Origin of the sequence: Scytonema hofmannii PCC 7110 (assembly GCF_000346485.2) — a bacterium.
Lineage (GTDB): Bacteria > Cyanobacteriota > Cyanobacteriia > Cyanobacteriales > Nostocaceae > Scytonema > Scytonema hofmannii.
Window position 1 is genome coordinate 2,791,793 of record NZ_KQ976354.1, and the last position, 26,022, is coordinate 2,817,814.

A 26,022-nucleotide genomic window follows, 5' to 3' on the forward strand; every position below is an offset into this window, starting at 1 on the left:
CCAGTGACCAGTTGACCGATCAACGCTAAGATATATTGTTTGATATTTTACTCGGTTTTTGATGCTGCCAACCAATGAGCGTAGAATGACTAAAATTAGCCAAGTCTTTTTATCAACGCTAGCACTGCTTTTAAGTGGTACTGGTCTTTTCTTAAGTGCTTGGATTGTCCTTCCTGCGCCGACTATGCTTTTACTGGCTTTGGCTGTAGGCGCACCTGAAGTCTGTCCTTGGTTATTGGGATTAAATGCTATAGCTCTTTTGCTGGCTTGGTTGTGGATTTACCAACGCCGCCTCAAGTCTCTAGCTTGTATCGTTAGCTCGATAGGATTGCTTATCTGTGGATTGGAGTTGGCGACGATACCACAAACTCAAATGCAGATGGCAAATGCGATCGCATTGGGTTTAGGTGTAAATTATCTAGAAAAGATTCCCGTAGAAATCAGGGCGAAAATGCGATCGCCCTTGGCGCAAGCCGTACCCGGCTTATCGCATCCCTTCAGCCTCACAGATTCCTTTCTTGGGATTCATCGCGATGAAACTCGCCATCACACAGGTATCCGCTTTGCCAATCCTAACGGAGTCCCGCTAAGTATGGAAGTTTACCAACCCCTAAAGGTGGGTAAATATCCAGCACTAGTTGTCATCTATGGTGGTGCGTGGCAAAGGGGTAGTCCTAGTGCAAATGCTGAATTCAACCAATACATGGCATCACGTGGATATACAGTATTTGCCATTGATTACCGCCATGCACCCCAACACCGCTTTCCCGCCCAATTAGAGGATGTACGTGCAGCCCTCAATTTTATTCGCACGCACGCAGTAGAGTATGAAGCTGATGTAGAACGAATGGTGTTGTTTGGGCGTTCATCTGGCGCACACTTGGCAATGCTTGCCGCTTATCAACCTGATGCACCGCCACTCCGCGCTGTTATTAGCTATTATGGTCCAGTGAACCTCGCTGAAGGATACAAAGATCCACCATCACCCGATCCGATTAATGTTCGTCAGGTTTTGGAAACATTTTTAGGTGGCTCACTCCAAGAACTTCCCCAACAGTATAAGATAGCTTCACCAGTTCATTACGTGACACGTCCGTTACCACCAACACTCTTAGTTTATGGCGATCGCGACCACATAGTGGAGGCCAAATTTGGACGCCGGATGTATCAACGCTTACTTACCTCTAAGACCACTACTGTTTTCTTAGAAATTCCCTGGGCAGAACACGCTTTTGATGCTGTTTTCAATGGTGTGAACAATCAATTGGCACTGTACTATACTGAAAGGTTTTTGGCTTGGGCATTTTTTAACCAATAATTGCAAAGAGGTGCTTTCATTCTCGGCAATAAACGAAGCCCACGCACATATTATTTTGACGTAGCGTTATGAAGAGTCATTAAAGCTTATTTTTTAGCTCTAATTTAAAAAGTTTTTTTGTCAACTTGAATTGCGATTCACTCAATTATTTTCGTCTTTATGAGACTACCATACTAACTGCTTTTTATCTAAACGCTCTGGATAAGTGGAGTAAGTAATTAAACTCAATGCTAAATTTAGATATCAAACGCTAAAAGTGGGTTGGATAAAATTGTGAACTGCATAACCATATAACTATTTTTAGCTTACTTATTTACACCTAACTTGAAAATAGGAAGTGGGGAACTCGGGGCCCCTCTGGGGATAAGGGGCAATGGGGAGTGGGGAGTGGGGGGAAGAGAAATTTTCAGATCTGCTGGTGTACGCAGTTCATAACGACTACTTATTTCTAAAAGCCTTATTTAGAAATAACTACTTGAGTTATTTCTTGCTGGAGCTAAAAATCTCATGAGAAGACTTTAATCTTCCTACAAATCTTACTTTAGAAAACACCTAGTCATTAATTTAGCCCAATGAATGTATAATATATAACTATAATAACTAGCAGTAAGCCCAACTCACTGAGATCGGTTGGGGCTGACTCTATGTCTTGTTGTGACTATTTCTGAAGCATCACAACGCCTAGACGTATTCAGTTAAGTCGTGTATCATTGTGTCTAGTCGTTACTCTGTCATTGTATCGCTGAGTGCCCACTCTCCTAGTTCCAATAACAAAGGTTAAATAAACCGCAAAATTTGTATATGCAATTTGTAGAATACGGATTTAAAAATAGACAGGGTTATAATATTCAATACTTTTCTTACTTTTCTGATTTTTCTTACTTTTATGTTTTTTCTTTTAGAGATTATTTATAAAGTCAATCAGATGAAATAATATGGTATTAAGTTTACTAGTTGTAGCAATAAGTAAGTTTTATTTGAAGAATATTCATGGAAGATTTAAGATTTTTTTTCACTTTTTTGCTTCATTAATTTAATAGTAATGATATGTTGATTGTTGAGCCCGTTTAAAAGGATGTTTTACAAGTCCTAGAAGGTGTAATTTTACCGTTCTGACTTAGGTCAACTACAGCAAAAATAGATCTTTCATCTATGTACTGAGATACTTCGCTGTGCTCACTACAAGAGCAAAAGACCCTTTTAAAACATCCTCTAAATACGGTTACGTTCTCTATGATTCTTGGTAATGCACTGTTAATTTTTACACTGTTATAATGAAAATCTGCACTTAGCAGACTTAAATATAGAGTGTTTTACCATTAGCTAGTAGTTTGTTCTTCAAGTTCTGTTTGAGCTCAATGAATTAGATAGCAACAGTGTTGAAAAACGCTTGGTAGCTGTTGATTCAATAGCTTCAATTGCCTCACAACTTAAGCATTTTTTTGTTCTTTCAACTTAAATTGGAGAAGATATGGCGTACAAAAACAGCATTTGCGCTGAAAACTCAATCTCTGAATATCCCATCATCGAAGACAACACCTTAACCGTTGAACCTCCTTCTGGTTTGCAACTGAGCGACTCTAACGAGCGAACTTCGATCCCCGGTACTGAATCTGATGTGAGTGTGTTTAATCCACCCGCAACTAATTTCTTTGTTAAAGCTCCAGATGGAGAGAATATTGGTTATGTGTCTCTAACAGATGCTCTTGGTAGTGGATCTGTGAGGTTGACCAAAACTTTGGATGTCGCTTCCAACACTCGTTACACCTTTTCGGTTGATGTAAGTAATCCCACAAACACTAAGGAGCAGGAGATTGCAGCGCTCTTTGACAAATGGAATGCTGCTTTGCAAACAGGAAATCCCGATGAAGTAGTCAAGCTCTATGCGAAAGATGGTGTGCTCCTGCCAACGTTGTCTAATAAGGTACGGGTCACTCATTCACAAATGAGAGACTACTTCAAGCATTTCCTCAAATACGAGCCTAAAGGTTCAATCCTTCAACAAAACATCCGCGTCATTAACAACTTTTTTGCTATTAACTCGGGTGTCTACAGCTTTAATTTAATTAAGAATCACAAGCCGGAAAAGGTCGTGGCACGTTACTCGTTCGTCTATCACCACGATGGCAATGACTGGCTAATTGTTGACCACCATTCTTCTGCTATGCCTGAGATTTGACGAAGTCTCGTTAAGCGATCGTCAAATCTCAAAGTAACTTCCAGGTAATCTGACTTCACCCGCAACGTATTCAAGTCAGCGACCCTCTCACGAGAGCCGCTGCTCCAAAACCATACTATTTCAAGGTTGGTTTTGAAGGTGGCTTAAGCTTGACGCTGTTACAGTCAGATTTTGCAACCTTACTGCTCACAGTTATCGAAAATACCTTCGGTTATAACGATCTTGATATTTGTTGATGTACTCTGCATTCCACCTTTCTAAATCCGATAATAATTCATTAGGAAATTGATCTGGTCCATATTTTGGGCGATACCAGGGCTGTCCATCAAAGTACTTTTGTAAATCAGCTGTCTTAAAACGGCGACCGTGACGGGCAAAAATTGCATTTCTCATAATATCTAGATCGAAACCATCTTTACCATCCAAGTCTGCATCTGTCACTTCTCTTTGAGAAAGCCAGGAATAATCGTTTCTCGTTGGGATCGCATCTCGAAATGCTGACGAAGATGATGTAGAAATTTCTTGAAAAAATAGCCGTTCAGGTGATGCATTTGGATCTTTACTGGCAAACGCACAATAAGCATTGGAATTATTTTTTCCGTAAGCTCTTAACAAGTCAATGCAATTGTTGCGATCGCTAAATCTAGCTACATAAACTTCAAATAACTCCTTACCTGACAAATTGGGATACTCTGGAATCCGAAACATTCCCGCTTGAGGATAACCAACTGCTTGTAGAGCTTTAACTTGCATAAGAGCAGTCTGTGAATTTGGATAGGCAGAATCGGCAAGAAAATAAAAAGCATTAGGAAAATTAACTTTATTTACATTTTGTTGTGTAGGTATTTGTCTATTTTTCGGTGCAGGAGCGATCTCTTTAGATGAGTCGGAACTCGGATTTTCTGTAACTTGAGATTTAGGTGAGAGAGAAATATGTGAAGGTGCTTCAGAAGGCATTCCCGATGAAGCTCTTTGCTGTTCTACAGATTGAGGATTTCTTGTTAACACAAGACCAATAATGACAGAGGCTCCTATCAAACCAGCAGCCGCAATGATTCCAAAAGCAAGTATTCCTCTTTGCCCTCTATTTTGAAGAAAAGTTTGACGCCCAGACGCTCCTGGGTTGAACGGAAGAGTTTCTTGAGGTTTTGTTGGCAACGGAGAAGTGAAAGATGGTGGTTGTGTCATAGGAGCAGTAGGAGGAATCAATAAACTGCCAGTCTGCAAAGCTTGCAGCATTTCCCTTGCACTGGAAAATCGATCTCGTGGATGGTATGCGATCGCCCGATTGAGTACTGCTGCTATTGTTGCGCTAACATTCATAGCATGAGAGTGCCAAACAATTTCTCCAGTACTTGGATGTGTTTCTAACTCTTGTGGTGATTTCCCTGTTAAGAGATAGATAGCAGTCAGCCCCAAGCTATAAAGATCGCTTGCATAAACGGGTCTACCCATTGCTTGTTCGCTGGGCATATATCCTGGTGTACCACAGTGACCAGTGACCAGTGACCAGTGACCAGTCACTTACCTTGCTCTATACTATCTATAACCTTCTGTTTTTAATTGATATACCCCAATCCAAAATCCAAAATCCAAAATCCAAAATCCCCGTATGACCCATTTCTTTGAATTTGAAGCTGATTTTGTTGAGTCACTGCGCTGTATTCCCATGCAGGTGCGCTTGAAGTTGGACACTTGTGGCATCAAACTGAAGCTCAATCAGTGGAATCAATTCAGTGAAAAAGAACGTCTTGCCCTTGTAGAACGACCCTGCAATACAGAAGAAACTATTCAAGAGTACCGAGAATTTTTACGCCAATTAGTGCAACAGCATACTGGCGAGTCAGCTACGGATTTACCAGTTGAGGAAGCCCCCCTCTGGCTGGATGAACAAAATATACCTAACAGTGTCACGAGCAAAGCACAGGAGTTTGGTATCGAAATGACTCCAAATCAATGGTCAAACTTACTTCCCGTACAGCGATTTGCACTTATTAAACTCAGTCGTTCCAGTCACGAAAATAAAAATTTCTTACCTGCTCTTAAGGAATTTCACGTAGTCTGAAATTCTTAAAAAAATATAAAAACTTCAAGATGAAAGACAGAATCTGTTAGGATGATCGAGTTAAATTGATACAGGGAACATCACTGAAAATGCAAGTCAGCGCGCGCAACTCACTTAAAGCAACAGTAAAAAAAGTTATAGATGGAGCAGTTAATACCGAGGTTACCTTGGAAATCGCTCCTGGTGTTGAGGTAATTTCAATTATCACTAAATCTTCAGCCGAGAAGCTTCAACTTACAGAAGGAAAACAGGCATACGCCATCATTAAATCATCAGATGTCATGGTTGCTATTGATTAAGAGTTTTAGCTAGCTCGATAATTTATCGTTGCTAAATACAGGACTTCCAAAGAAGGCATTCCCAGACGGAGCCTGGGAACGAGGTGAGAGGTATGATCCCCGAATGACCAGATGTATTCTTACAGAGGTCGGGGATCTAACTTTGATTTACTGATTTAAGAAAGGACGAGCAAGAAAAAAGCTAGTAATTGATTTAGCGTCTACCTGTTCACCTTCTTTGATCGCTTTCTCCAACTCTTCAGGAGTAAAGAAAACTGTTTCCATATCCTCGTCTTCGTCTTGTGGTGGTGGTTCGTCTAGTTTTTCCAAATCTTGTGCGAGGAAAGCATAAATAATTTCGCTAGAATAACCAGGGGCTAGGAAAAACTCACCTAATTTTTGCCACTTGTGAGCGCGAAAACCTGTTTCTTCCTGGATTTCACGCTGAACGGTCTCTAGGGGATCTTCTCCATATTCCACAGTTCCTGCAGGAAACTCAAATATTCTTCCTTGTGCTGCAAAACGATACTGACGCACAAGTAAAAGTTTACCTTCTGGAGTCACAGGTATCACTAAAGCACCACCTGGGTGACGGATGCACTCCCATTCTCCTTCAGATTTGTTGGGTAAACGCAAGCGATTGACTTCAAAATCAAACTTGCGTCCCTTATAGAACAAGCGCTGCTTTAGCAGTTGGGGTAATTCTCTACCTAATGGCATACTTTGTTTTATGGTTAAAAAGCATACAGATTAGTACTTTCGGTGGATGTGAAAATAGCGTTTTCTGCCCTTGTTGTTGTAAAATTAATTGCCCACCAAGAGTTCTACTTCTGTACAGTCTACATCTTTAACCAGCTCTTTAATCCTCCGTCCGGAAATTGGCTCTACCCAATCTGAAGCGATTTCGGCTAGAGGAACTAACACAAATGCTCGTTGCTGCATTCGAGGATGGGGTACTTGGAGGTTTGGAGTTTGTAAGATTAAGCGATCGTATAACAACAAATCCAAATCTAACGTGCGGGGTCCGCATCGTTCCCGTCGCACTCGTCCAAATTGATTTTCAACTTTTAGTAAAGTTTCAAGCAGTTGTTCTGGTATCATGTCTACTTGCAGGATAGCAGAGCCGTTGATGTAATCTGGTTGTGGCGGTCCTACAGCTTTGGTTCTGTACCAACTGGATTTTGCCTGTAAGACAATACCCGGCGTCTGGGCTAGGATTTCTATGGCGGCTTCTAAAATTGCCAGAGAATCACCAATGTTACTACCCAAGGCGATCGCACTACTTTTCATGAACCCACTTGCCAATTGAAAAATAATAAGTAAAAATTATCGATAAAGTTTGTTTTATAGAGATACAGTTTATTCTTTTGTGGATGTTATACTAACACGGTTGTGGCTCAAAAATTAGACAAAGTTTTTCATGGCGATCGCATTGCAACTGCTTGAAGAGAGGGATTAACGTGGTAAAGTTTACCTCCTGGTTCAAAGACCGACAAATAAAGTCGAGTGAATCTGATGGGGAGAAACCTGAACCGCAGCCAAATTCCCAGGACGAAAACACGGGTTCAACTCAGATAAAAACATCACCAAGCCCCTTGGAAAATCTGAGTAAATTACTGAAGGGGATGATTGCCAAATTACCCGGAGGTCATAAACCAATTTTTCGTCGATACTGGTTTTGGGCGGGCTTAGGTCTAAGCGGTGGAATTATTGCTGTTAGTTATGGTGTGTCGGCAATAGACCGTTCTCTACCTGACAAAGCCGAATTAAACGCGGTTGTCAGAGAACAGACACTCACTATTAAAGCTGCTAACGGCACAATTTTACAACAGCAAGGAGAAGCAACCAGAGAACAGTTAAAGCTAGAAGAAATACCAGATAAGCTGCAAAAAGCTTTTATTGCTTCAGAAGATAGACGGTTTACCCAACATAATGGTGTCGATGCTCAGGGAATCGCAAGAGCCATATTAAATAACCTGCGATCGCAAAACGTGGTAGAAGGTGGTAGCACTATCACGCAGCAACTTGCCAGAATTCTCTTCCTCAAACAAGAGCGTACAGTTTGGCGCAAACTGAAAGAAGCGCGTCTCGCTCAAAAAATGGAAGAAGAATTGAAAAAAGACGCAATTTTAGAGCGATACCTGAATTTGGTTTATTTGGGTTCTGGAGCATACGGTGTAGCAGATGCAGCCTGGGTGTATTATAGTAAACCAGTCAGTAAACTGACCTTAGGGGAGATGGCAACAATCGCAGCATTGCCTCCCGCCCCAAATAATTTTTCGCCCAAAGTCAATCGTACTGCAGCACAACAACGGCGGAATATAGTGTTGCAACGGATGCAAGAAGAAGGATTTATTACAGCCGCAGAACTTCAAGCAGCCACCGCAGAACCAATCAACTTAAAAGCAAACTCCCCCAGGCGATGGCAAGTAGAATCTCCCTACTTTATCAGCTATGTACAAAAAGAGATACCCAAATACGTTTCCCCTGAAGTTTTGAAAGCCGGTGGCTTAACAGTAGAAACTAGCTTAGACCTAAAATGGCAAGAGGCGGCGGAAAAAGCTGTAGCTAAAACCTTAAGAAATCAAGGGCGTTGGGAAAACTTTAAACAAGCCGCTTTAGTTGCGATTAACCCCCGCAATGGTCAAATTAAAGCCATGGTTGGGGGAAAAGACTTTAATAAAAACCAGTTTAACCGAGTCACTCAAGCACAGCGTCAGCCCGGTTCCACATTCAAAGGGTTTGTCTATGCTAGTGCGATCGCTGCAGGCTTTAATCCCACCGATGGTTACTTAGATTCACCTTTAATAGTAGATGGTTACGAACCAAAAAACTTCGATGAGGGTTATCGAGGTTGGATGAGCATGAAAGATGCTCTCACCAAATCAGTTAATATTGTTGCGGTGAGAGTCATGATGAAAGTCGGATTTGAACCAACCATCCGAATAGCCCATAAAATGGGGATAAAATCGGAACTCAAGCCAATGTATTCCTTGGCACTTGGGTCTTCAGAAGTGAATCTCTTGGAATTGACGAGTGCCTATGGGACTTTTGCTACCAAAGGTTTACACGTAGAACCCCATGGTATTACTCGAATTCTTGACCGTAAAGGAAAGGTAATTTGGTCTCCAAACTTTAAAGCAGAACGTGCTTTGGATGCTGACAGTGCAGCTATTATGACATGGATGCTGCGTAATGTTGTGGATTACGGTACTGGTCGAGCCGCCCAAATAGGTAGACCTGTTGCAGGAAAGACCGGCACTACAGATGAAGCCCGCGATTTGTGGTTTATTGGTTATATTCCCCAAGTTGTGACCGGTGTTTGGTTGGGTAATGACGATAACAAACCAACCTGGGGTAGTAGTGGAAGCGCTGCTTACACCTGGCATGAATTTATGGAACAGGTGGTAAATAAAATACCTGTTGAGAAGTTTCCCGAAATACCCAAGCTAGCAGGTCGAAAAGGCACTATTAAGGCACAGGCTATTAAGTCCAGACGAATCGTGAATCGTTCCGCAGCTTACTACAATAACAATGATGAGGATAATTCTCGCAAGTCTTACAGGCGCGATCGAGAAGTTGACTCAGATGATAGCGGACAAGAGCGAACCTCTAGAAGACGCAGATATAGGAGACGTTATTATCAAGAGGAGCAGCAACCACAAGAGTACAACTCAAGACGCAGTAGGCGTTATAACCAGCAAGACGAGGAAACAAGCACATCCAGAAGGCGTTATCGCCGACGCTACCGTATAGAACAATCAGAATCTGGCGAGTCAGGTTCACAACGGCGATACAGGGGAGGCGATTCTGATTCATCTCCAAGAATTCGCCGACGGTACGCCCCCGGTGGTAATTCTTCAGAGTCTGCATCTCCAAAACGTTCTTGGAGAGAACGACTTAGACCCACAACACCTCCTGCTTCGGAGACAGTACCTTAGGGGACAAGGGAGAATTTTCTCCCTACCTCCCGGCTTCTGGTGTTTGAACTTGAACGAGCGCGTAGTGAATTACCACACTGGCATTGATTTCAACCTATGATTGGAATTCTCAATTTGAGCATTAAGCTTTTATTAAAGCATCTAGAAAGTAACCATTCATGATAACATAGCCTATCATATTGTAGTTATGTACTTTCAGGTACTCATAGATTTCACTGGAACCAGGATTCACGATATTAAATTTGTGCATCTCAATCACAATGAGTTTAGGTCTGTAGATATTAAGATTCAGCGAAGATAATACTTCATAATCATGCCCCTCTACATCAATAGAAAGTAAATCAAAGTTACCTGGAGCCATATGCTCTTCTAAAATATCCTGTAGAGTAGAAGTAGTGACATTTCTTTTGTTGATAATTTTTCTATGGTTACTCCATTCATCTATATGCTCCATCGATAGTGAGGAGACAGCAGGATCGTCGAACTCGGTAAAAACAACTTCCTGTTTTTTATTGGATATAACAGCACAAAGACTGATATCTCTTGGTCTCCAGTTTTGATATTCCTGAATTAGCTTTTCATTTGCATCTATATTAATTCCTTTCCAGCCTTTTTTATAGAATGCAAATGTGTTAGATAATATTTGAGGATGATGACATCCTACATCCACATAATAACCTTCTGAAACTCTTCCTATTATTGCATCTATTATTCGATCCTCTCCTGTCTGAGAATAGCTAAATGTGGCACAAGGATCGAGCCATTTACGAACAGCATCAACAGATAGCAACCGAGTAGCTTTTAGGATTCTGAATTGTTGAAAGTATGTTTTAATCCTGTTGAAAACCATATGTAGCCTCCCTATTTGATTTTTGAAAAGCCAAGCTTACTCAAATACCAGACAAGCTTTTGGTTCTTAGTATACTAGCAAAATTCAAGTCGAGAGGGAATTACTCCCGAACCGCCAGAAGATTACCTATAGCCCCTTATCCCTTGTCTGAAGATGGACTAGTAGAAAAATCACCGATTGGCTTAACGACAACACTGCTTTCTGATGCTGCAACGGATTGGCGATCGTCAACTGTAACCACTGGTAAACTTAAGTGCTGCGCCAGTGCAACATACAACGAGTCGTAGACTGCAAGTTGATAAGCTAAACCAATCTGCAACGCACTTGGCAAAAGATGACTAACCGATTCGACTTGAAACGGTAAACGTAATAATTCCTGAATAATTTGTTCTGCATTTGTTGGAGGCAATCCATAAAACCGAACTTGTTTCCAAACAACGTTAGTACATTCCAACAAACAAAACTCAGGAATATGCAGCTTGTCTACTTCATACATTCGAGCTACTAAACTCCTGGCTTCTGGTGTTTGCTCTTGGACAATTGCGTACTGAATGACTACACTAGCATCAACAACATAAGCAGCCATTATTGTTCGCGAGCCTCTCGCAACAGTTCCAGAGTTGTGGGTGAACCAGGTGGTGGTGTCCAACGAATACGATCCATCGTTGTTAAGACTTCTTCGACAGAGCGTTCATCTTGTCTGAAGTGCTGTCTCCGCTTTAGCTGTTCATCAACAATCTCACGGACAAATTCCTTAAGCGTCTCAATTGTCATTTCTGAAACTTGGCGATCGGTCATACCAAACTCCTTAAAAGTTTTTTTTGCACCTCTATTTGTCTTCTATTATCTTAGAGGATGTTTGAAAAGTCATGATTGATGTATCAAATAATTTTTACCCCACCCTAACCCGTACCGATGGATTGGGGAGGGAACTGGATTTCTCTTAATTTCCCCCCAATACATCGGGGGGACTAAGGGGGGTAGTAATGTGATGAAAATGACAGTCAACCACTTTTCAAACATCCTCTTAAAAAGATTATAAAAAGCATAAAAAACAGCACGGTTAGAGAACATTGAAAACAGTATGAATTTATACTTTTTTTTGGATAAGTTCAGAATCGCGGCTATACAGACAAAACCTTACGGTCTCCACTTTCTACTCCCTATTCCCGACTCCCCACTCCCCACTCCCGAATGTACGACTTTGGATGAGTTCTACAGAGTAGACGTTAATGATACGCTCTTCATATAAGGTAGTAATAAGTAGTGTTGCCTACATTAAGGAGGGTCTACCCATGTACTTTTTATTAGAAACAGCAGCTCAAGCAGCAGCAGAAGCAAAAGACCCATATCAGTTTCCTTGGGCTTTTACAGCAGTCTACGTAATTGGCTTTATTGCTGCTGTGACAATTGGTTCAATTGCTTGGTATAACTCCAAGCGTCCTGTTGGTTGGGAAAGCAAAGATCGTCCAGACTTTGTACCTAAGGTAGATAAAGACCCAACACCTGGTGTATAGTCAATCATTTGTCATTGGTCATTGGTCATTTGACCAGTGACCAGTGACCAGTGACCAGTGACCAGTGACCAGTGACCAGTGACCAATGCTCAATCTTCAATTTTGAACATCAACCCAACGGCGGTAAAGTTTCTGAATTTGTTTAAGAACATTATGATACCCGTGCTGAGTTGAATCGTTGGTGTCGGATAGTTCTTGTAATTTTGTCAACAGTTTTGCTTCTTCTGTTGCGACTTCACCATCACTGTAAATCAATCCGCCGATCGCCTCAATCAAGTTTTGGCATTCTTCTTGAGTGGGACGCTCTCCCAAATACTCCTTCAACCAATCATAAAACTGTTCTGGTTGCACGGAGACCAACTCGTATAACCAAGGTTGAATTTCTGGATCGTCAGCAACTCCTTTCTCTTGAGCCACTTTACGAAGATATAGCCTCTCTTCTGGTTGGATTTTGCCATCAATCCAAGCCGCCCCAATCAGGATTTTGACCAAGTTTTTCACGCTACTAGAATCACCAACCATGGGTAAATCCTCCGGTAGTTCAATTTACATATTCTCTCTTAATTCCTGATTTTTCTTAAGCGCACCATAAAAAAGCCATCCATATCTTGTTGGTGGGGTAAAACTTTAATCCAACCCTTTGGAGTCGAGTAAGGACGGGCGAGTGAATCAATACCAGGGGGTTCAATTTCCCAATTTGGATAATCTGCGAGAAATGACTCAATAATATTTTCATTTTCTTTAGGATGCAGCGTACAAGTTGAGTAAACAAGTACCCCATCTGGCTTGACAAAAGTAGAGCAATGTGCTAAAAGTTGTTTTTGCAGCACGGAAAGTTCTTCGACAGTTTCCGGTATTTGCCGCCAACGAGCATCAGCATGGCGGTGCAGTGTTCCCAAGCCAGAACAGGGTGCATCTAGAAGTACCCGATGAGCGGTGTTTTGAAACTCAGCAAAGTTACGGGTGCTGTCACCAATAAGAATTTGAATAGATTGTAAACAAAGGCGTTGAATATTTTCTTTAAGTTTTTTCAGACGAGAGGGAGTGAGATCGCAAGCAAAAATTTTCCCCTTATCCCCCATCAACTCTGCCATGTGGGTTGTTTTACCACCAGGTGCAGCACAAACATCAATAATTGTCTCACCAGGTTGAGGGTCAAGTAAATGACTGACGAGTTGGGCGCTACTATCTTGTACAGTCCACCAACCTTGGTTATAACCGGGTAGATTTTGAATAAGACCAGCGTTACTCAACAATCGTAAAGCCTGAGGTAAGTGATGAACGTGTTGAAACGAAACACCAGCAGATTGTAATCCCGCCTCCACCTCTTCCATAGAAATCCGCAACAAGTTAACCCTCAAATCAATTGCTGGAGTTTTATTCATCCACATACACAATTGCTCTGTTTCAGCCAAACCAAATTGTTCTACCCACACTTGAACAATCCAGTCAGGAAAGCTGTGTAAAATACCCAAACGTTCTATTTTGGATTTTGGATTTTGGATTTTGGATTTTGGATTGGGGATTGGAAAATCCTCCCCCCTTTCCCCCTCTCTCCCTTTCCCCCCCTCCTTTTCTTCCCCACTCATTCTGATATACTGGCGCAGTAAACCGTTAACAACACCAGTTAAACCTGAAAAACCGTTTTCTTTGGCTAACTCAACTGTGGTATTGACAGCTGCACTCACAGGAATCCGTTCTTGATACTGTAATTGGTACAAACCTAAATGCAGAATAGTGCGGAGGTCTTTTGGCTGTTGGTGGGATTTCTTTTTACCAAGTTGGTCTATGATGGCATCAAGGGTGCGCTGTCTTCTCGTGCAGCCGTACACCAATTCCGTTACAAGACGGCGATCTACGTCAAGTAAATTAACTTTTCGCAATGCGCGATCTAGAGCAACATCAACATAAGCCCCTTTATGAATCTCTCGCAGGGCAGTAAATGCTAATTGACGTGGGGAAATCATGGGAACTAGAATTATAGGACAGGCTAGAAGCCCATCCTACAAGAGAAAGTTTAACCCTAACCAAGAATTATGCTATCAACTTGAACAAGTTCAAACTCACAAGCTCTAGAAGTAGGTTCTACAGAGAATGGTTCAAAAGTTACAAGTGGTAAAAGTGTAGGATTTTGCAATAATTCTTTTGCAAGCAAGAATCCAGCAATTGTCCAAGTTTGATATTTTCTCGCTTGTTTCCCAATTAGCCGACCTTTCTTACCGTCATAATACTCTGGCCATTCATCATAATGCAGCCTTGCTTGTGCAATTTCAAGAGCTCTATTTGCGAGTTCCGGTCTATTTGTTTTCACAGATGCTGCTGATAACAACCATAATAAAACAGGCCAACTGCCGCCATTATGATAAGACCAGGGTATGTTTTTGGGGTCACATCCAGTCACAATCTTATACTCTTCGTCTTTTAAAGCAGGGAAACAAATTTTCACCGGCATATCTCCTATTAAGTCCTCCCAACGTTCGTCGAAGAGATTCATGATGGCTTGTGATTGTTCTTCACTCGCAAGATCTGAGATGACAGCCACTAAATTTCCTAGAGTAAAGAAGCGAGTATCTAGCTGAGACGGTCCAACATTACCAACAAGATAACCACCTTTTCTTGGCAACCACTTGTCCAACTCATAGTATGGCAGAGAATCAGCATAGATATTGAAGAGGTTTACTGCTCCTTTGCCGTACTCTTCACTCTTGAAGCGATAAATTTTGTTCAAGCAAGTCAAATCCATCCAATAATGCTGGCGGATGTGAGCGCGTAAGAGTGGTAAGCGGTTATCAATAGCTTCCACAATATCTTCATTACCTTGGCAAATCAGGAGTTCTCTTGCTGAACGTAATGCAGCAAAAAATAAAGCCTGAATTTCCAAAGGATGACCGTAAATACCCATACGACGGTCTATCATACAAGCACCGTCTGGAACCAATAAGGTTGGGTACATATCAAACCTTGTTGCCAAGCACAGTTCCATAATTAACCGGATACCGTGTTGAAATTCAGGTTGATAAGCTAAAGAAAAATCTTTTGTAGCCACTACATAAGCACGTAATAAAATCACCCACCAGAGGCAAGAATCTACTGGTGTGACTCGAGCAATAGCATGTTCGCCAAAATCGGGTTCTAAATATTCTTCTCCATCCTCAGAGACAACTTTGAAGCTAGCTGGCATCAGCCCCCGACCAGGCTTATAAGCATTTAATTGCCTTTGCTTGGGCTGCAACTTTAAAGTTTCTTCTAAAAAATTACGAACAATATCTGTTCTTCCTTTAGTCAGAAAAATTAGAGCTGATGAGACAAAATCGCGAACAAAACATTGGTCATAATTTAACGCTACTACTGAGCTATCGTAGGCAGCTACTGTCCCTACAGGACGCCCTTTATAGTAAAGAATGGAATTTTCTAACGCTTTCCAAGCCTCTTTCTCTATGTTTTCAATTGGAACAAAGTCATCTAAATACATTGCGAGAACAACTCCGTTGGTTTAGTAAATGAGTAGTTTGAGGTATTATGGTATCTACTACTATTTAGATCATAACAATGATGATTTTTTCAATAGCAAATACAACAATCTGCTGAGGATTAATAGCAGCAGTAACAGCTTAAATTACTGCTCTTTTGGCAGTATAATTGACAGTTTTTTGCTTTTTTAAATAAGCTTCCTGTTAGTTAAAGCTGTTTTTTCATATCAAACGATCGCAGAAAACTTAGTTATCAATGATATATTGTTACGTTCAAACGTTAGAAACATTTTTTACTTAACAAAAACATACCTTAAAGGATATGCAATCATTGAATGAATTAGGGTATTTATTTAAGTAAAATTACTTAAATAGATAAAGTTTATTGAGAACTAGAATGAAATAATATGTCCATGCCTATAGATAAGAATCTATAACGAATTTTTGTAGGATGCAATATGATTTTTAAAGTTCATAACTCTTCGGGCTGAAAAAAATACATATTTTACCTCAAATATCTTGAATTAGGGATTTTAGGGACTAAGATAGTTCTATTTATTTTCGCCTAACTGCTTCTTTCCTAATTGGAGATTACTTGTTAACAGAGATCTGTTTTTTCTGTCAAAAGTTCATTGCTAACAGTGGATGATTTGCTGATACTTCAGCATCACTGTTAATTTTGAGGCTTTCCTTCAACTACAACTGCAAAACCCACCAACAGTTATCTGTAGGCAAAATTGCAATAATGACAACAATTGATGGAGGTTAAACAAGATAACACAGTTTTGAGTGTAGATGTTACCTGCAAAGCTCGGTAGCAGGTAAACATATTTATCGTTCTTTTCAAAGATATTGCGATGGGAGTTCATCTCTTCCACCATAAAGATAGAAGAAACCCATTGTACAGCTTTTCTTAAATACAAAATGTGATATTGAAGCCGACAGCTAAATCGTGAATTGTGCTATCCAACCAATGTTTGGGTAGAAGTAGTACAAGCGCTCTTTCGACTTTGGCTATGCAACATTTTGGTAATGGAGAATAAAAACTGTAGCTAACTACACAGATTTTACACCAGATGCACCTGTTGGGCTATATCAACAATATAAATTTTTAACAATTCTCAGTAGTCTACTAGTAAATTTATACATTGAGTATAGTTGACGATCTCTGTAATACCTCAGTCATAATCCAGTAAATATTCCGGATTTCTGTTAAAGTTTTTGTAGAATATGATATTAAATTTTTTAGATCTACACAATCAAGAAGATTTAAAGTCCGATTTTACTTTCAAATCTTCCTTTTGTTCTTTAACCAGGCGTCATAAGACTCTCGGTTAATATGTAGAATAAATAATATTTTTGTTACACTCAACAGCGAGCGAAAGCTTAGGTATGGAGAGTGTAGATTATTTGTATTAGTAACAGTATATAGGACTCTTATTTGATTTATAAAGCTTGTGTGCGGCATAGCCCTACCTACAATACTGAAATTTTTGCATAAATCATTTATGATTCTTATATATAGAGGAATTCTTCTATAAAAAAGTCGTAAAAGTAAGAAGATTAATTTATTTTTTTAGAATGAATTAACTTAACTAACCTACATTTGTATTTATTACATTAAAATGTGTGATAAGTAGGTTGGCAAGAAAACATACAACTATGTAATGAAATGTAAAATCTCTATATTCGATTCGTAGTTGCGCCGATCGCGAAGACAGCGCAACTACGAACCAGTAACGCTTGTTTGCGCTAACTTACTTAAAAATGTATAAAACCATAGCAGTTCGATTTGTCAAATTCACAAAAAGATTGCAAAAGTCAAATCCATGTTAAAAACTTCTCTGGCTGAAAAAACTTACTCTGTAGAAAATTTACTCAACCTGTGGTTGCAGCGTTTTACACTTCATAAATTTTCTCTATCCATAACAAATACACTAGCTTATGATGATTTATTAAAAGCTAATTCATTAAAAGGTAGAGCCATTACAGCCGCAAAGCTAAAGGATACAGTATTAGATGTCAACTGCCAAATGGCATGGATTCAAACAAAAGATCTTTATGGTTATATTCCTAACATTCTGGATTTAAATGAAGCGAGGCGAATAACTCAATTTGCCTTTCGCGTATACCGGAAATTACTAGAGGTTTATCAACAACATTCTATAGATGAGACTGTACATACAGCAGAACAGAAAACCTCTCTACCCATATGGGGAATAGCAGAACTGGAACAGTTATTATACGAACTAGAACCAATATTAATGGTCTTTCAGGAACAACATGTAATATCCAAAGACTGGCGTGCGCTTGGTTTTATGACTTCGCAGTTGAACTTCAGCAACCAGTTAATCTTAAAAAGACTTGCACCAGCCGAAAAAGTTCTGCTGACTCCCTACCTCAAGTTTGTTGAAGAACAAGTTGCAATGCCTTGGCAAAGAGTTTGTAATTCTGCAGCCCAACACGAGCAAAACTCACCGATGATAGCACTTGTTGAACAAATGCTACCTGAATCTGAGAACGTGGCTCGAACTGTTTACCGCCGACTAACTGAATTATTGCCTAACTATCAAAGCCGTAGGGGTGCGTTAACACATCCAGGAATTACGCACTCCTGTCTTCGCGACATGAATATGTTCCAAGCCTACCTCTGGCTGTGTTTGTTAGAAAGAAGTGTTGCACCGATGAAACATGAACTCCTTCCTTTATGCGTGATGGTTGTTCAAGGTGTAGAAATTCCCTGGGAGTTGACAGAACAATGGTGTCAAATTCTGGGAGAAGAAATTGCCAGCCGTATTCAGCCAGAACAAAGAGATATCCTAAGACCTTACACTCAAGCACTGCAGCAAATATTTTTTGAGGAACGCGAGCGTTTGCGTTTTCCATTGGCAATAGAAGTTGACGCAGCTGATTCCCCAGTATCCAACTGAACGCTACCGCACTAAGAAAAGATAGTTTTTCCATCAAAGCGCAACAAGGTCGATCTCACACTCGGCGCTAGAGATTTGAAGATTTCAGCAGTGTTACGGGGAATAAAAACTTTCGAGAACATGATAATCACAAACAGATTACCCGAAGGCAACAGACCACCAAAACCCAGTACAGACTTGATGTTAAATGGAATCACAAATGACTCCTGGGCCGGAATGTAGGGACTGCCTTTTGCTACAGGCACATAAAATACGTTAAGTTTTTTTTCCTCAGAACCTACCATAAGTTGGCGATCGGAATTGACGATCATACTGACATCCAAGCCAAACTGTTTGAGCAGTTGTGAAATCATCGGAAACTGTGCAACTACATCTTCGCTTACCAAGGGGATAATTTGATGTCCAACGGATCTGTACCTTGAATTCCATTCCGGTTTGTCACCAACTGTTGCCAACATAGTCAAACACTTCATGGTATCAGATGGAGTATAACCCAACACGTTACGGACAGACTCGCTCAGTTTCGCATCAAGATCCTGAAAAGAATGGGTTTTAAAGCAGCGAATGAGGGCGCAAACAGGAGTACTAGTTTGCTTGTCAATCAGATATTCGTAGAAATACTTAACAATTCTGTTACTGGCAGACTCCATACTTTCCACCCCCAAGCCGAGCTGGCATAGATCCAATCCAAATTCCACCATATCTGTAAATGTAAAGTTTGTTAGGTCAGGCATCTAACTACATTCCTTATATTCCTAGAGAAAAAATAATTAACTTTGTTGGGAGTGTCATTCGCTTTACAGCTAATACCTTCAACAGAAGAAAATTAGCAGTCATTTAGCAGCACTACTGGTATAACAAAGTAGTAACAGTAAGACTTACAACTGAAGTTTCAGCTATCAGGAGATTGTTTGCTTGAATATTGGAGAGAAGAACTGGGAGTATGGGAGAAGAGGGCTAGCGATCGCAAGAGGGGGAAACTTCGCCTCAGATTAATTATTATTACCGATGAACATTATAAGTATTCTTGGTGAGAAAGTAAACGGTAGCGATGTATTGACAGGCACATTCTTTTATTTTGTCGATATTTAATTGCTGACGAAATTCTTTATAAGCTTTTATGTGATTTTTACATCTTAGTCGAAACTCGCATTTATCAAGATCGATCTGCTTATCGACATTCACGACTCATCACTAATTTCCCGTTAGCAAGGCGGTAGACGCCAGTAGGTTCAAGAATTGGGTCGCCTTTTTGCCACAACTGACGTGTAGAATTGCTGAACGTGTGGGTATTTTCAACACCACGTACTGTCCCTGTAGGATACTTAGACGCGGATAAGTCTCCCGGATGGTCAGGTATGCCACCGGAACCTGTGATGATAAATGTTCCGTCGTTGCGAGAACTGCGGGCGATGCAGCTATTTGCAATAAGTGCGTTGGTGTCGATAAGATTATTAGGAAGTTCTGTCAGATTGTTTTGGATCGAAGTTGTGTCAGGAAGTAGAATTACTCCAGAAGAAATTTCACCTGTAGCGTTGACATCTACTTGTTGATTACCATCTAAAGTACGAGGTTCTGTACCTCGTGGTGCGGGGCGATAATTTTCTCCAAAAAAGGCACGGGTATTAAGAGTAATATTGCCCCCTCTTCCATCTCGAGCAAAAGCAAGAATGTCGCTGTCATCAAAGGCGATAATGGAGTTGGCTGTTAATTGAATATTGCCACCACTGCCTGTACCACTAAATACAGAGGTAAAGATGTCACTGTTACCAAACAGGCGAATATCTTGGGCTTTGATATCAACAGATCCACCCGAAGACAGTTGAGAAGATGTAAAAATACTACCATCTCTGGCGCTTAAGCGTTCATCAACACGGATAGTAATATTGCCTGCTAGACCTTGGTTGGAAGAGACGGTTGAAATGAATGCACCATCTTGAATATTTAAAGTTCGAGTTTTCAGCGTTACATCCCCTGCTTTTGCACTCGAACCAATACCAGAAGTTGCACTTCCCAAACTTGCACTCTCTAATTCCACTCTATCCGCAGTAACCTCAATGTTTCCACCGGGACTCTGCCCAAAAGTACCTGCTGATACCGTTGCCCCATTTTGTACTAACAATACAGGAGTCGTTATTGTTAAGGAACCAGCCTTTCCTGTTGCTGTTTGGTTAGCTCGAGTAAATAAACCACTGGAAAACTCACCAATACCAGATGTACCAATCAGTTGTACTTGTTTAGAGGCATTGACAGTTAAATTACCTCCTTGACCTGAGTTACGGGTACCAGCATCAATCCGTGCTCCATCCTTTAGTTGTAACACAGGAGTAGTAATTGATATATCTCCTGCATCTCCTGTTCCTTGTGTTTCTGAAAACAAGCCACTAGGTGCCAGTGTATTACCAATAGCAAAAGTACCAATCAGTTGGATTTCCTTAGAAGCGTTGATAGTCAAATTGCCACCTTTGCCTGCACTGAAGGTGCCAACTGACACCTGTGCTCCATCCTTCAGCAATAACACCGGAGTGTTAATCCTTAAATTTCCTGCTTGTCCTGTTGCTAGGAGAGATCCAGCAACTATACTGCTACCATACCGACCATCAACAGATCTGCCAATCAGTTCTACAGATTCAGAAGCGTTAACAGTTAAATTTCCACCTTTGCCCGAGCCAGTGGTGTTAACATTGACTTGTGCACCATCTCGAATAAGCAATACAGGAGTATTAATTGTCAAATCTCCCGCATTTCCAGTGCTTAGAGTTCCAGTTGCTATAGCACTAGGACCATCAGTAGAGGTGCCGATCAGTTGAACTTTTTTGGAAGCGTTGACAGTTAAATTCCCACCATTACCAAATCCACTGGTACCAGCATTAACTTTTGCCCCATCCTGAACCAGTAACACTGGCGTAGTTATTGTTAAGGAACCAGCTGCTCCTGTTGCTATTTGCTCAGATCGCGTAAATAAACCACTGGAAGACTCACCATTGCTTGAAGTGCCAACTAGCTGTACCTGTTTGGAGGTATTAACAGTTAAATTTCCACCTTTGCCCGAACCACGGGTACCAGCATTAACCCGTGCTCCGTCTTGAACCTGCAATGTAGGAGTAGTAATTGTTATATCTCCTGCGTTTCCCTTTCCTTGTGTTTCAGAAAACAATCCACTGGGAAACTTACCATTAGCAGACCCACCAATCAGTTGAACTTGCTTAGAAGCGTTGACAGTTAAATTTCCTCCTTGTCCTGTGCCGAAGGTACCAACTGAAATCTGTGCCCCATCTTTAAGTAATAACACGGGTGTGTTAATTTTTATGTCTCCCGCCTGTCCTGTTGCTGTTCTGCCTGCTAGAGCACCCAAGGTAATGCTAACGCCACTCAGTTGCACGGATTCTGAGGCATTAACAGTCAAATTCCCGCCTTTACCTGAACTACGGGTACCAGTATTAACCAATGCTCCGTCTTGAACCTGCAATACAGGAGTAGTAATTGTTATATCTCCTGCATTTCCTGTTGCTAATGTTTCAGAAAACAAGCCACTTGCACGACCATTATCAGACTCACCAATCAATTGAACTTCTTTAGAAGCGTTAACTGTTAAATTTCCTCCTTTACCTGCGCCGAAGACACCCACTGAAATCTGTGCTCCATCTTGAACGATTAAGGTAGTGGTGTTGATTCTCAAATCTCCTGCTTGTCCTGTTGCTCCTTGGGTAACTCGAACCCGTAAACCACCAAGAAACTGACCGTCAGCATATGACCCAGCGACTTGCACAGATTCTGAAGCATTGATAGTCAAACTTCTTCCTGTACCTGAGCCCGTAGTATTTGCGCTCATAAATGAACCATCAGCAAGTACCACGTTTCTGCCTTGTACTTGGATACTGCCACCACTATTGCCATCAACAAAGGCAACACTCCCTTTGCTTAAACGAATATCTTGAAAGTTCTTAACACCCTCATAACCTAAAACATAACCACTGTTGTTAGGCGTCAAACTTACAAAACTACTACTCCCAACACCTCCTAGCTCAATTCTCCCATCCTGTGCTCTCAGAGCACCTCCTTGTAGAACAATTTCTCCACCTACTAGCCCCAACGTTCTCCCTGGTTCCACTTTCAAGCCAGGTGGTATGTTGGAAAAATCAGCAAAAATAGATAAAATACCGTAGCCTGATTCATTAACGATCGCTTTGGGATTTTCACCGAATTGCAAGCCAAGAGGAACACCTATAGAAAGCAAGGGTGTATTTTGAGGTGTAGTTGTATTAAATTCCGTTCCATCTGCAAATTTTAAACTGCTAGCTGTCGTGGCTAAAAACGAACCACCAATATTTAAACGAGCATTGTTACCAAAGATAATACCATTGGGATTGATAAGAAATAGGTTAGCGTTACCATTTGCAGCAATTAAACCATTAATATTAGAGACAGAACCACCTGTAACACGACTGAAAATATTTTGAATGTCTGAAGCATTGTCAAAGTAAGCCACACTTTCTATGGGAACGGAAAACTCACTAAAGCTGTGGAACAGGTTGCTTCCAGCTTGAGTTCCACCTCTAATGGTTCCAATATTGTTAGAATTTATAATTTGAGAATTATTAGGTAGGCTGTTATCAGCAGTTATTTGGGCAAAAGTTGGCAATTGTGGAAAAGCGATCGCACTCATAAGAGTAGCGAGGTAAATGACCTGTCTCGATAGTAATGGCATTGATACCGTATTCCTGATAACTTAACGTTCTGCACTCGCAACCTTAGAGGATATTTAGAAAATCCAATAATTTCTTGTTTTTCGTTAAATGCTCAAAGCAAATTATAAAATATTTGCCTTTATTTAAAGAATAAAAACATTTCTTTCAGTCTGCATTCTTAATTTCTGCAAAGTTAATTGACAAAGTTGGCATGATAGTGTGCATTTTTCTGCCTAGAATAATATTCGTTTTTCTAATATTGTCAGAAGCACGTATTGCAAGAAGGCTGTTAGTGGTTAGTGACTACATTGCTTTTGCTGTCAGGATTTGACCACTATCCACGAGCCATTAACGACTAACAGTAGATGCACTCACATAAAATTTACTTATACAAAAAGTCTATTAGTCCGCGTAGGCGGACTTTGTTTGTGTAGTAGCGAATTCTATTCGCCCACTACTTAGAAACATCCTCTAATGTCTTATGTCTAATAGAAAAATCTAACCTGCTTTCACCAAAACCTCATCCCCTTCGACCTTTGCTGTATACGTAGGTATGGGCTTGTCAGCAGGACCATTAATAACCTTACCATCAGCAGCAAATTTAGAACCATGACAGGGACAAACAAAAGAATTTTCATCTTTTTTCCATCCGACATCACAACCTGCATGAGTGCAAACGGGATTGACAGCTAGGACTTGACTTGTGTTTTTTGGATCTCGAACTATCAACACTTTGTTACCAGCAAATTTCTCATTGAAAATTTGACCATTTTTGTCTAAATCTGCTACTGTACCAACAGCCTGAAACCCGTCAGCACGGGGAGGGCTTGCTGGTGACTGGTTTTGATAAGAACAGGAAGTGATAACTCCTGGTAAAGAACTCGCAACGCCTGCGACACCAACCCAACCAATAAATTCACGACGTTCCACTGAAGTACCTGCCTTGGTGAATTGATTTTTAGAAAAGCTTTTCAGAACAGCCCAATCGTAGCACTTTAGCCTAAGTGCTCTTTCTAGTTATTTTCTTGAAGGCTGATTTAATTTTATACCTTCTCAATCTTTAATGTATCCTTATATACCGAAAAACCGGTAAGCGATCGCTTTAGCAAAAAAGTATCCGTCATGAAGTTTATGGCTGATAACGGTATTGTTAATAAAAGCAGCATTGCTGAATTGAGGAATGATTTTAGGATGATGAGAGTTTTTTCTCTTAACCCAGCAACGCTATAAAAGCTACTCCTTGATAAGACAAACAATTTATTATGACTTCTGTGGATTCTAGCAAGCATAAGAAAGCCAAAGCTCTAAAACCCGGTAGCCGTCGCCCTGCAAAGGAACTGTGTAGTGAATGCGGGCTATGCGATACATACTATATTCATTATGTCAAGGAAGCTTGTGCGTTTATTAATCAGCAAATAGATACTCTAGAACAACAAACCCACACGCGATCGCGTAACCTAGAAAACCCTGATGAAATCTACTTTGGCGTCCACCAAGATATGATGGCGGCGCGGAAAAAGCAGCCCGTTCCCGGTGCTCAGTGGACTGGTATTGTCAGCACCATAGCAATTGAAATGCTCAATCGTGGCATTGTTGAAGGTGTTGTTTGCGTCCAAAATACCAAAGAAGATCGCTTCGGTCCTATGCCCATCATCGCCCGTACCCCAGAGGAAATCCTAGCAGCAAAGGTTAACAAACCAACTCTTTCACCTAATCTTTCCATTCTCGAACAAGTAGAAAAATCGGGGCTAAAGCGACTGTTAGCTATTGGCGTTGGTTGTCAAATTCAGGCATTACGGGCTGTTGAAAAACAACTAGGCTTAGAAAAACTTTATGTTTTAGGAACTCCTTGTGTCGATAATGTCAGTCGTGAAGGGTTGCAAAAATTCTTAGAAACCACCAGTAAATCCCCCGATACTGTTGTGCATTATGAATTTATGCAAGACTTTCGAGTTCATTTTAAACACGAAGATGGCTCGATTGAAAAAGTGCCATTTTTCGGGCTAAAAACTAACAAACTTAAAGATGTTTTTGCCCCTTCTTGTATGAGTTGCTTTGACTATGTCAATTCTCTCGCCGATCTAGTTGTAGGCTACATGGGAGCACCTTTTGGTTGGCAATGGATTGTTGTCAGAAACGAAAAAGGTCAACAAATGCTTGACTTAGTAACAGACCAACTCGAAACTCAACCAGTCATGTCGAAAGGCGATCGCAAAGCAGCCGTCCAACAGAGTATACCCGCCTACGATAAAGGTATCACCCTTCCCATGTGGGCAGCACAACTGATGGGCGTCGTCATTGAAAAAATTGGCCCCAAAGGTTTAGAATATGCCCGTTTTTCTATAGACTCCCACTTTACCCGCAACTATTTATACGTCAAGCGGAATCATCCAGAGAAATTAGAAGCACACGTTCCAGAATTTGCCAAGCGCATTGTTGGGCAATATCAGTTACCGGAGTCGTAGCAGTTCCTAGTAGGTTTGTAGTTGCGAACATGCGCTGAAGCGCAACTACAAACCATAATTTCCTTTTTATAACAAGACAATTTTACAAAAATTTATAGTTAGTCATTAGCTATTATTATTTACCGAGCGTGAAATATAAATTTACAAAGTAGCTAAGAGGATGTTTTAAAAGTCCTGACCTCATATAATTCGCTACTATACAAACGCTCGTCCGCCTACGCGGACTAGTATTTTGAAACCCACGTAGGTGGGTTTTGCCTGTATAGACGCAAATTCCATTCGCCAAGACAAGTATGAATTGAGACTTCCAAATAAAAAATA

General features: G+C 40.8%; 20 protein-coding genes. 8 read left to right on the forward strand and 12 right to left on the reverse strand.

Translation table 11 applies throughout. The features are described 5' to 3' along the window. The first annotated feature begins 85 nt into the window (after positions 1 to 85). Both WA1_RS11985 and WA1_RS11990 read left to right on the forward strand, forming a co-directional pair. A complete protein-coding gene (locus WA1_RS11985) occupies positions 86 to 1,318 on the forward strand; it encodes an alpha/beta hydrolase (protein ID WP_017749121.1) in 1,233 nt (410 codons plus the stop codon). A gap of 1,471 nt (positions 1,319 to 2,789) precedes the next feature. Next, positions 2,790 to 3,497 (forward strand): SgcJ/EcaC family oxidoreductase, encoded by a 708-nt coding sequence (locus tag WA1_RS11990; RefSeq protein WP_017749122.1) that lies wholly within the window; start codon positions 2,790 to 2,792, stop codon positions 3,495 to 3,497. Between the two features lie 192 nt (positions 3,498 to 3,689). Here the strand turns inward: WA1_RS11990 and WA1_RS11995 are convergent, their stop codons facing one another. Next, a complete protein-coding gene (locus tag WA1_RS11995) occupies positions 3,690 to 5,021 on the reverse strand; it encodes a YARHG domain-containing protein (RefSeq protein ID WP_272819123.1) in 1,332 nt (443 codons plus the stop codon). An 88-nt stretch (positions 5,022 to 5,109) separates the two neighbouring features. Between WA1_RS11995 and WA1_RS12000 the strand changes: the two genes are divergently transcribed. Then, complete coding sequence (locus tag WA1_RS12000; protein WP_017749124.1) at positions 5,110 to 5,562, forward strand: nitrate reductase associated protein; 453 nt, start codon at positions 5,110 to 5,112, stop codon at positions 5,560 to 5,562. A gap of 89 nt (positions 5,563 to 5,651) precedes the next feature. Continuing rightward, positions 5,652 to 5,861, forward strand: coding sequence for a TOBE domain-containing protein (locus WA1_RS12005; RefSeq protein ID WP_017749125.1), 210 nt, complete (start codon positions 5,652 to 5,654; stop codon positions 5,859 to 5,861). Positions 5,862 to 6,008: 147 nt separating this feature from the next. Here the strand turns inward: WA1_RS12005 and WA1_RS12010 are convergent, their stop codons facing one another. Together WA1_RS12010 and folK are read right to left on the reverse strand one after the other, a co-directional pair. After that, positions 6,009 to 6,560 (reverse strand): NUDIX hydrolase, encoded by a 552-nt coding sequence (locus WA1_RS12010; RefSeq protein ID WP_017749126.1) that lies wholly within the window; start codon positions 6,558 to 6,560, stop codon positions 6,009 to 6,011. A gap of 84 nt (positions 6,561 to 6,644) precedes the next feature. Further along, positions 6,645 to 7,130, reverse strand: coding sequence for a 2-amino-4-hydroxy-6-hydroxymethyldihydropteridine diphosphokinase (gene folK, locus WA1_RS12015; RefSeq protein ID WP_017749127.1), 486 nt, complete (start codon positions 7,128 to 7,130; stop codon positions 6,645 to 6,647). Between the two features lie 170 nt (positions 7,131 to 7,300). Between folK and WA1_RS12020 the strand changes: the two genes are divergently transcribed. Continuing rightward, a complete protein-coding gene (locus WA1_RS12020) occupies positions 7,301 to 9,781 on the forward strand; it encodes a transglycosylase domain-containing protein (protein WP_017749128.1) in 2,481 nt (826 codons plus the stop codon). A 121-nt stretch (positions 9,782 to 9,902) separates the two neighbouring features. On the opposite strand, the gene WA1_RS12025 is transcribed toward WA1_RS12020, so the two are convergent. The 3 genes from WA1_RS12025 to WA1_RS12035 all read right to left on the reverse strand — a co-directional run bounded on the left by WA1_RS12025 (position 9,903) and on the right by WA1_RS12035 (position 11,429). Next, the gene (locus WA1_RS12025) at positions 9,903 to 10,631 is read right to left on the reverse strand and encodes an FkbM family methyltransferase (protein WP_017749129.1); all 729 of its coding nucleotides are present in this window, start codon (positions 10,629 to 10,631) and stop codon (positions 9,903 to 9,905) included. A 136-nt stretch (positions 10,632 to 10,767) separates the two neighbouring features. Beyond that, positions 10,768 to 11,217 (reverse strand): type II toxin-antitoxin system VapC family toxin, encoded by a 450-nt coding sequence (locus tag WA1_RS12030; protein WP_017749130.1) that lies wholly within the window; start codon positions 11,215 to 11,217, stop codon positions 10,768 to 10,770. Further along, positions 11,217 to 11,429: a hypothetical protein gene (locus tag WA1_RS12035; RefSeq protein ID WP_017749131.1), complete on the reverse strand. Its 213-nt coding sequence runs from the start codon at positions 11,427 to 11,429 to the stop codon at positions 11,217 to 11,219. Before WA1_RS12035 ends, WA1_RS12030 begins: the two co-directional genes overlap by 1 nt. A 497-nt stretch (positions 11,430 to 11,926) precedes the next feature. Between WA1_RS12035 and psb35 the strand changes: the two genes are divergently transcribed. After that, the gene (gene psb35, locus WA1_RS12040) at positions 11,927 to 12,148 is read left to right on the forward strand and encodes a photosystem II assembly protein Psb35 (protein WP_017749132.1); all 222 of its coding nucleotides are present in this window, start codon (positions 11,927 to 11,929) and stop codon (positions 12,146 to 12,148) included. Positions 12,149 to 12,244: 96 nt separating this feature from the next. Here the strand turns inward: psb35 and WA1_RS12045 are convergent, their stop codons facing one another. The 3 genes from WA1_RS12045 to WA1_RS12055 are packed head-to-tail and all read right to left on the reverse strand — an operon-like array spanning position 12,245 to position 15,620. Continuing rightward, the gene (locus WA1_RS12045) at positions 12,245 to 12,670 is read right to left on the reverse strand and encodes a tellurite resistance TerB family protein (protein WP_017749133.1); all 426 of its coding nucleotides are present in this window, start codon (positions 12,668 to 12,670) and stop codon (positions 12,245 to 12,247) included. A gap of 38 nt (positions 12,671 to 12,708) precedes the next feature. Further along, positions 12,709 to 14,115 carry a 16S rRNA (cytosine(967)-C(5))-methyltransferase gene (locus tag WA1_RS12050; protein ID WP_017749134.1) on the reverse strand — a complete coding sequence of 469 codons (1,407 nt, stop codon included), beginning with the start codon at positions 14,113 to 14,115 and terminating at the stop codon, positions 12,709 to 12,711. 56 nt (positions 14,116 to 14,171) lie between these two features. Continuing rightward, complete coding sequence (locus WA1_RS12055; protein WP_017749135.1) at positions 14,172 to 15,620, reverse strand: glycoside hydrolase 100 family protein; 1,449 nt, start codon at positions 15,618 to 15,620, stop codon at positions 14,172 to 14,174. A 1,827-nt stretch (positions 15,621 to 17,447) separates the two neighbouring features. Here WA1_RS12055 and WA1_RS12060 point away from each other — a divergent pair. Continuing rightward, on the forward strand, positions 17,448 to 18,548 hold the full coding sequence (locus tag WA1_RS12060) for a hypothetical protein (protein WP_017749136.1): 1,101 nt from the start codon (positions 17,448 to 17,450) through the stop codon (positions 18,546 to 18,548). A gap of 11 nt (positions 18,549 to 18,559) precedes the next feature. On the opposite strand, the gene WA1_RS12065 is transcribed toward WA1_RS12060, so the two are convergent. The 3 genes from WA1_RS12065 to WA1_RS12075 form a co-directional block, all read right to left on the reverse strand. Further along, a complete protein-coding gene (locus tag WA1_RS12065; RefSeq protein WP_017749137.1) occupies positions 18,560 to 19,282 on the reverse strand; it encodes a hypothetical protein in 723 nt (240 codons plus the stop codon). A gap of 437 nt (positions 19,283 to 19,719) precedes the next feature. Continuing rightward, positions 19,720 to 23,256, reverse strand: coding sequence for a two-partner secretion domain-containing protein (locus tag WA1_RS12070; RefSeq protein ID WP_026135286.1), 3,537 nt, complete (start codon positions 23,254 to 23,256; stop codon positions 19,720 to 19,722). Positions 23,257 to 23,734: 478 nt separating this feature from the next. Beyond that, the gene (locus tag WA1_RS12075) at positions 23,735 to 24,166 is read right to left on the reverse strand and encodes a QcrA and Rieske domain-containing protein (protein WP_017749139.1); all 432 of its coding nucleotides are present in this window, start codon (positions 24,164 to 24,166) and stop codon (positions 23,735 to 23,737) included. A gap of 332 nt (positions 24,167 to 24,498) precedes the next feature. On the opposite strand from WA1_RS12075, the gene WA1_RS12080 reads away from it, so the two are divergent. Then, positions 24,499 to 25,701: a Coenzyme F420 hydrogenase/dehydrogenase, beta subunit C-terminal domain gene (locus WA1_RS12080; RefSeq protein WP_017749140.1), complete on the forward strand. Its 1,203-nt coding sequence runs from the start codon at positions 24,499 to 24,501 to the stop codon at positions 25,699 to 25,701. The last annotated feature ends 321 nt before the right edge of the window (positions 25,702 to 26,022 follow it).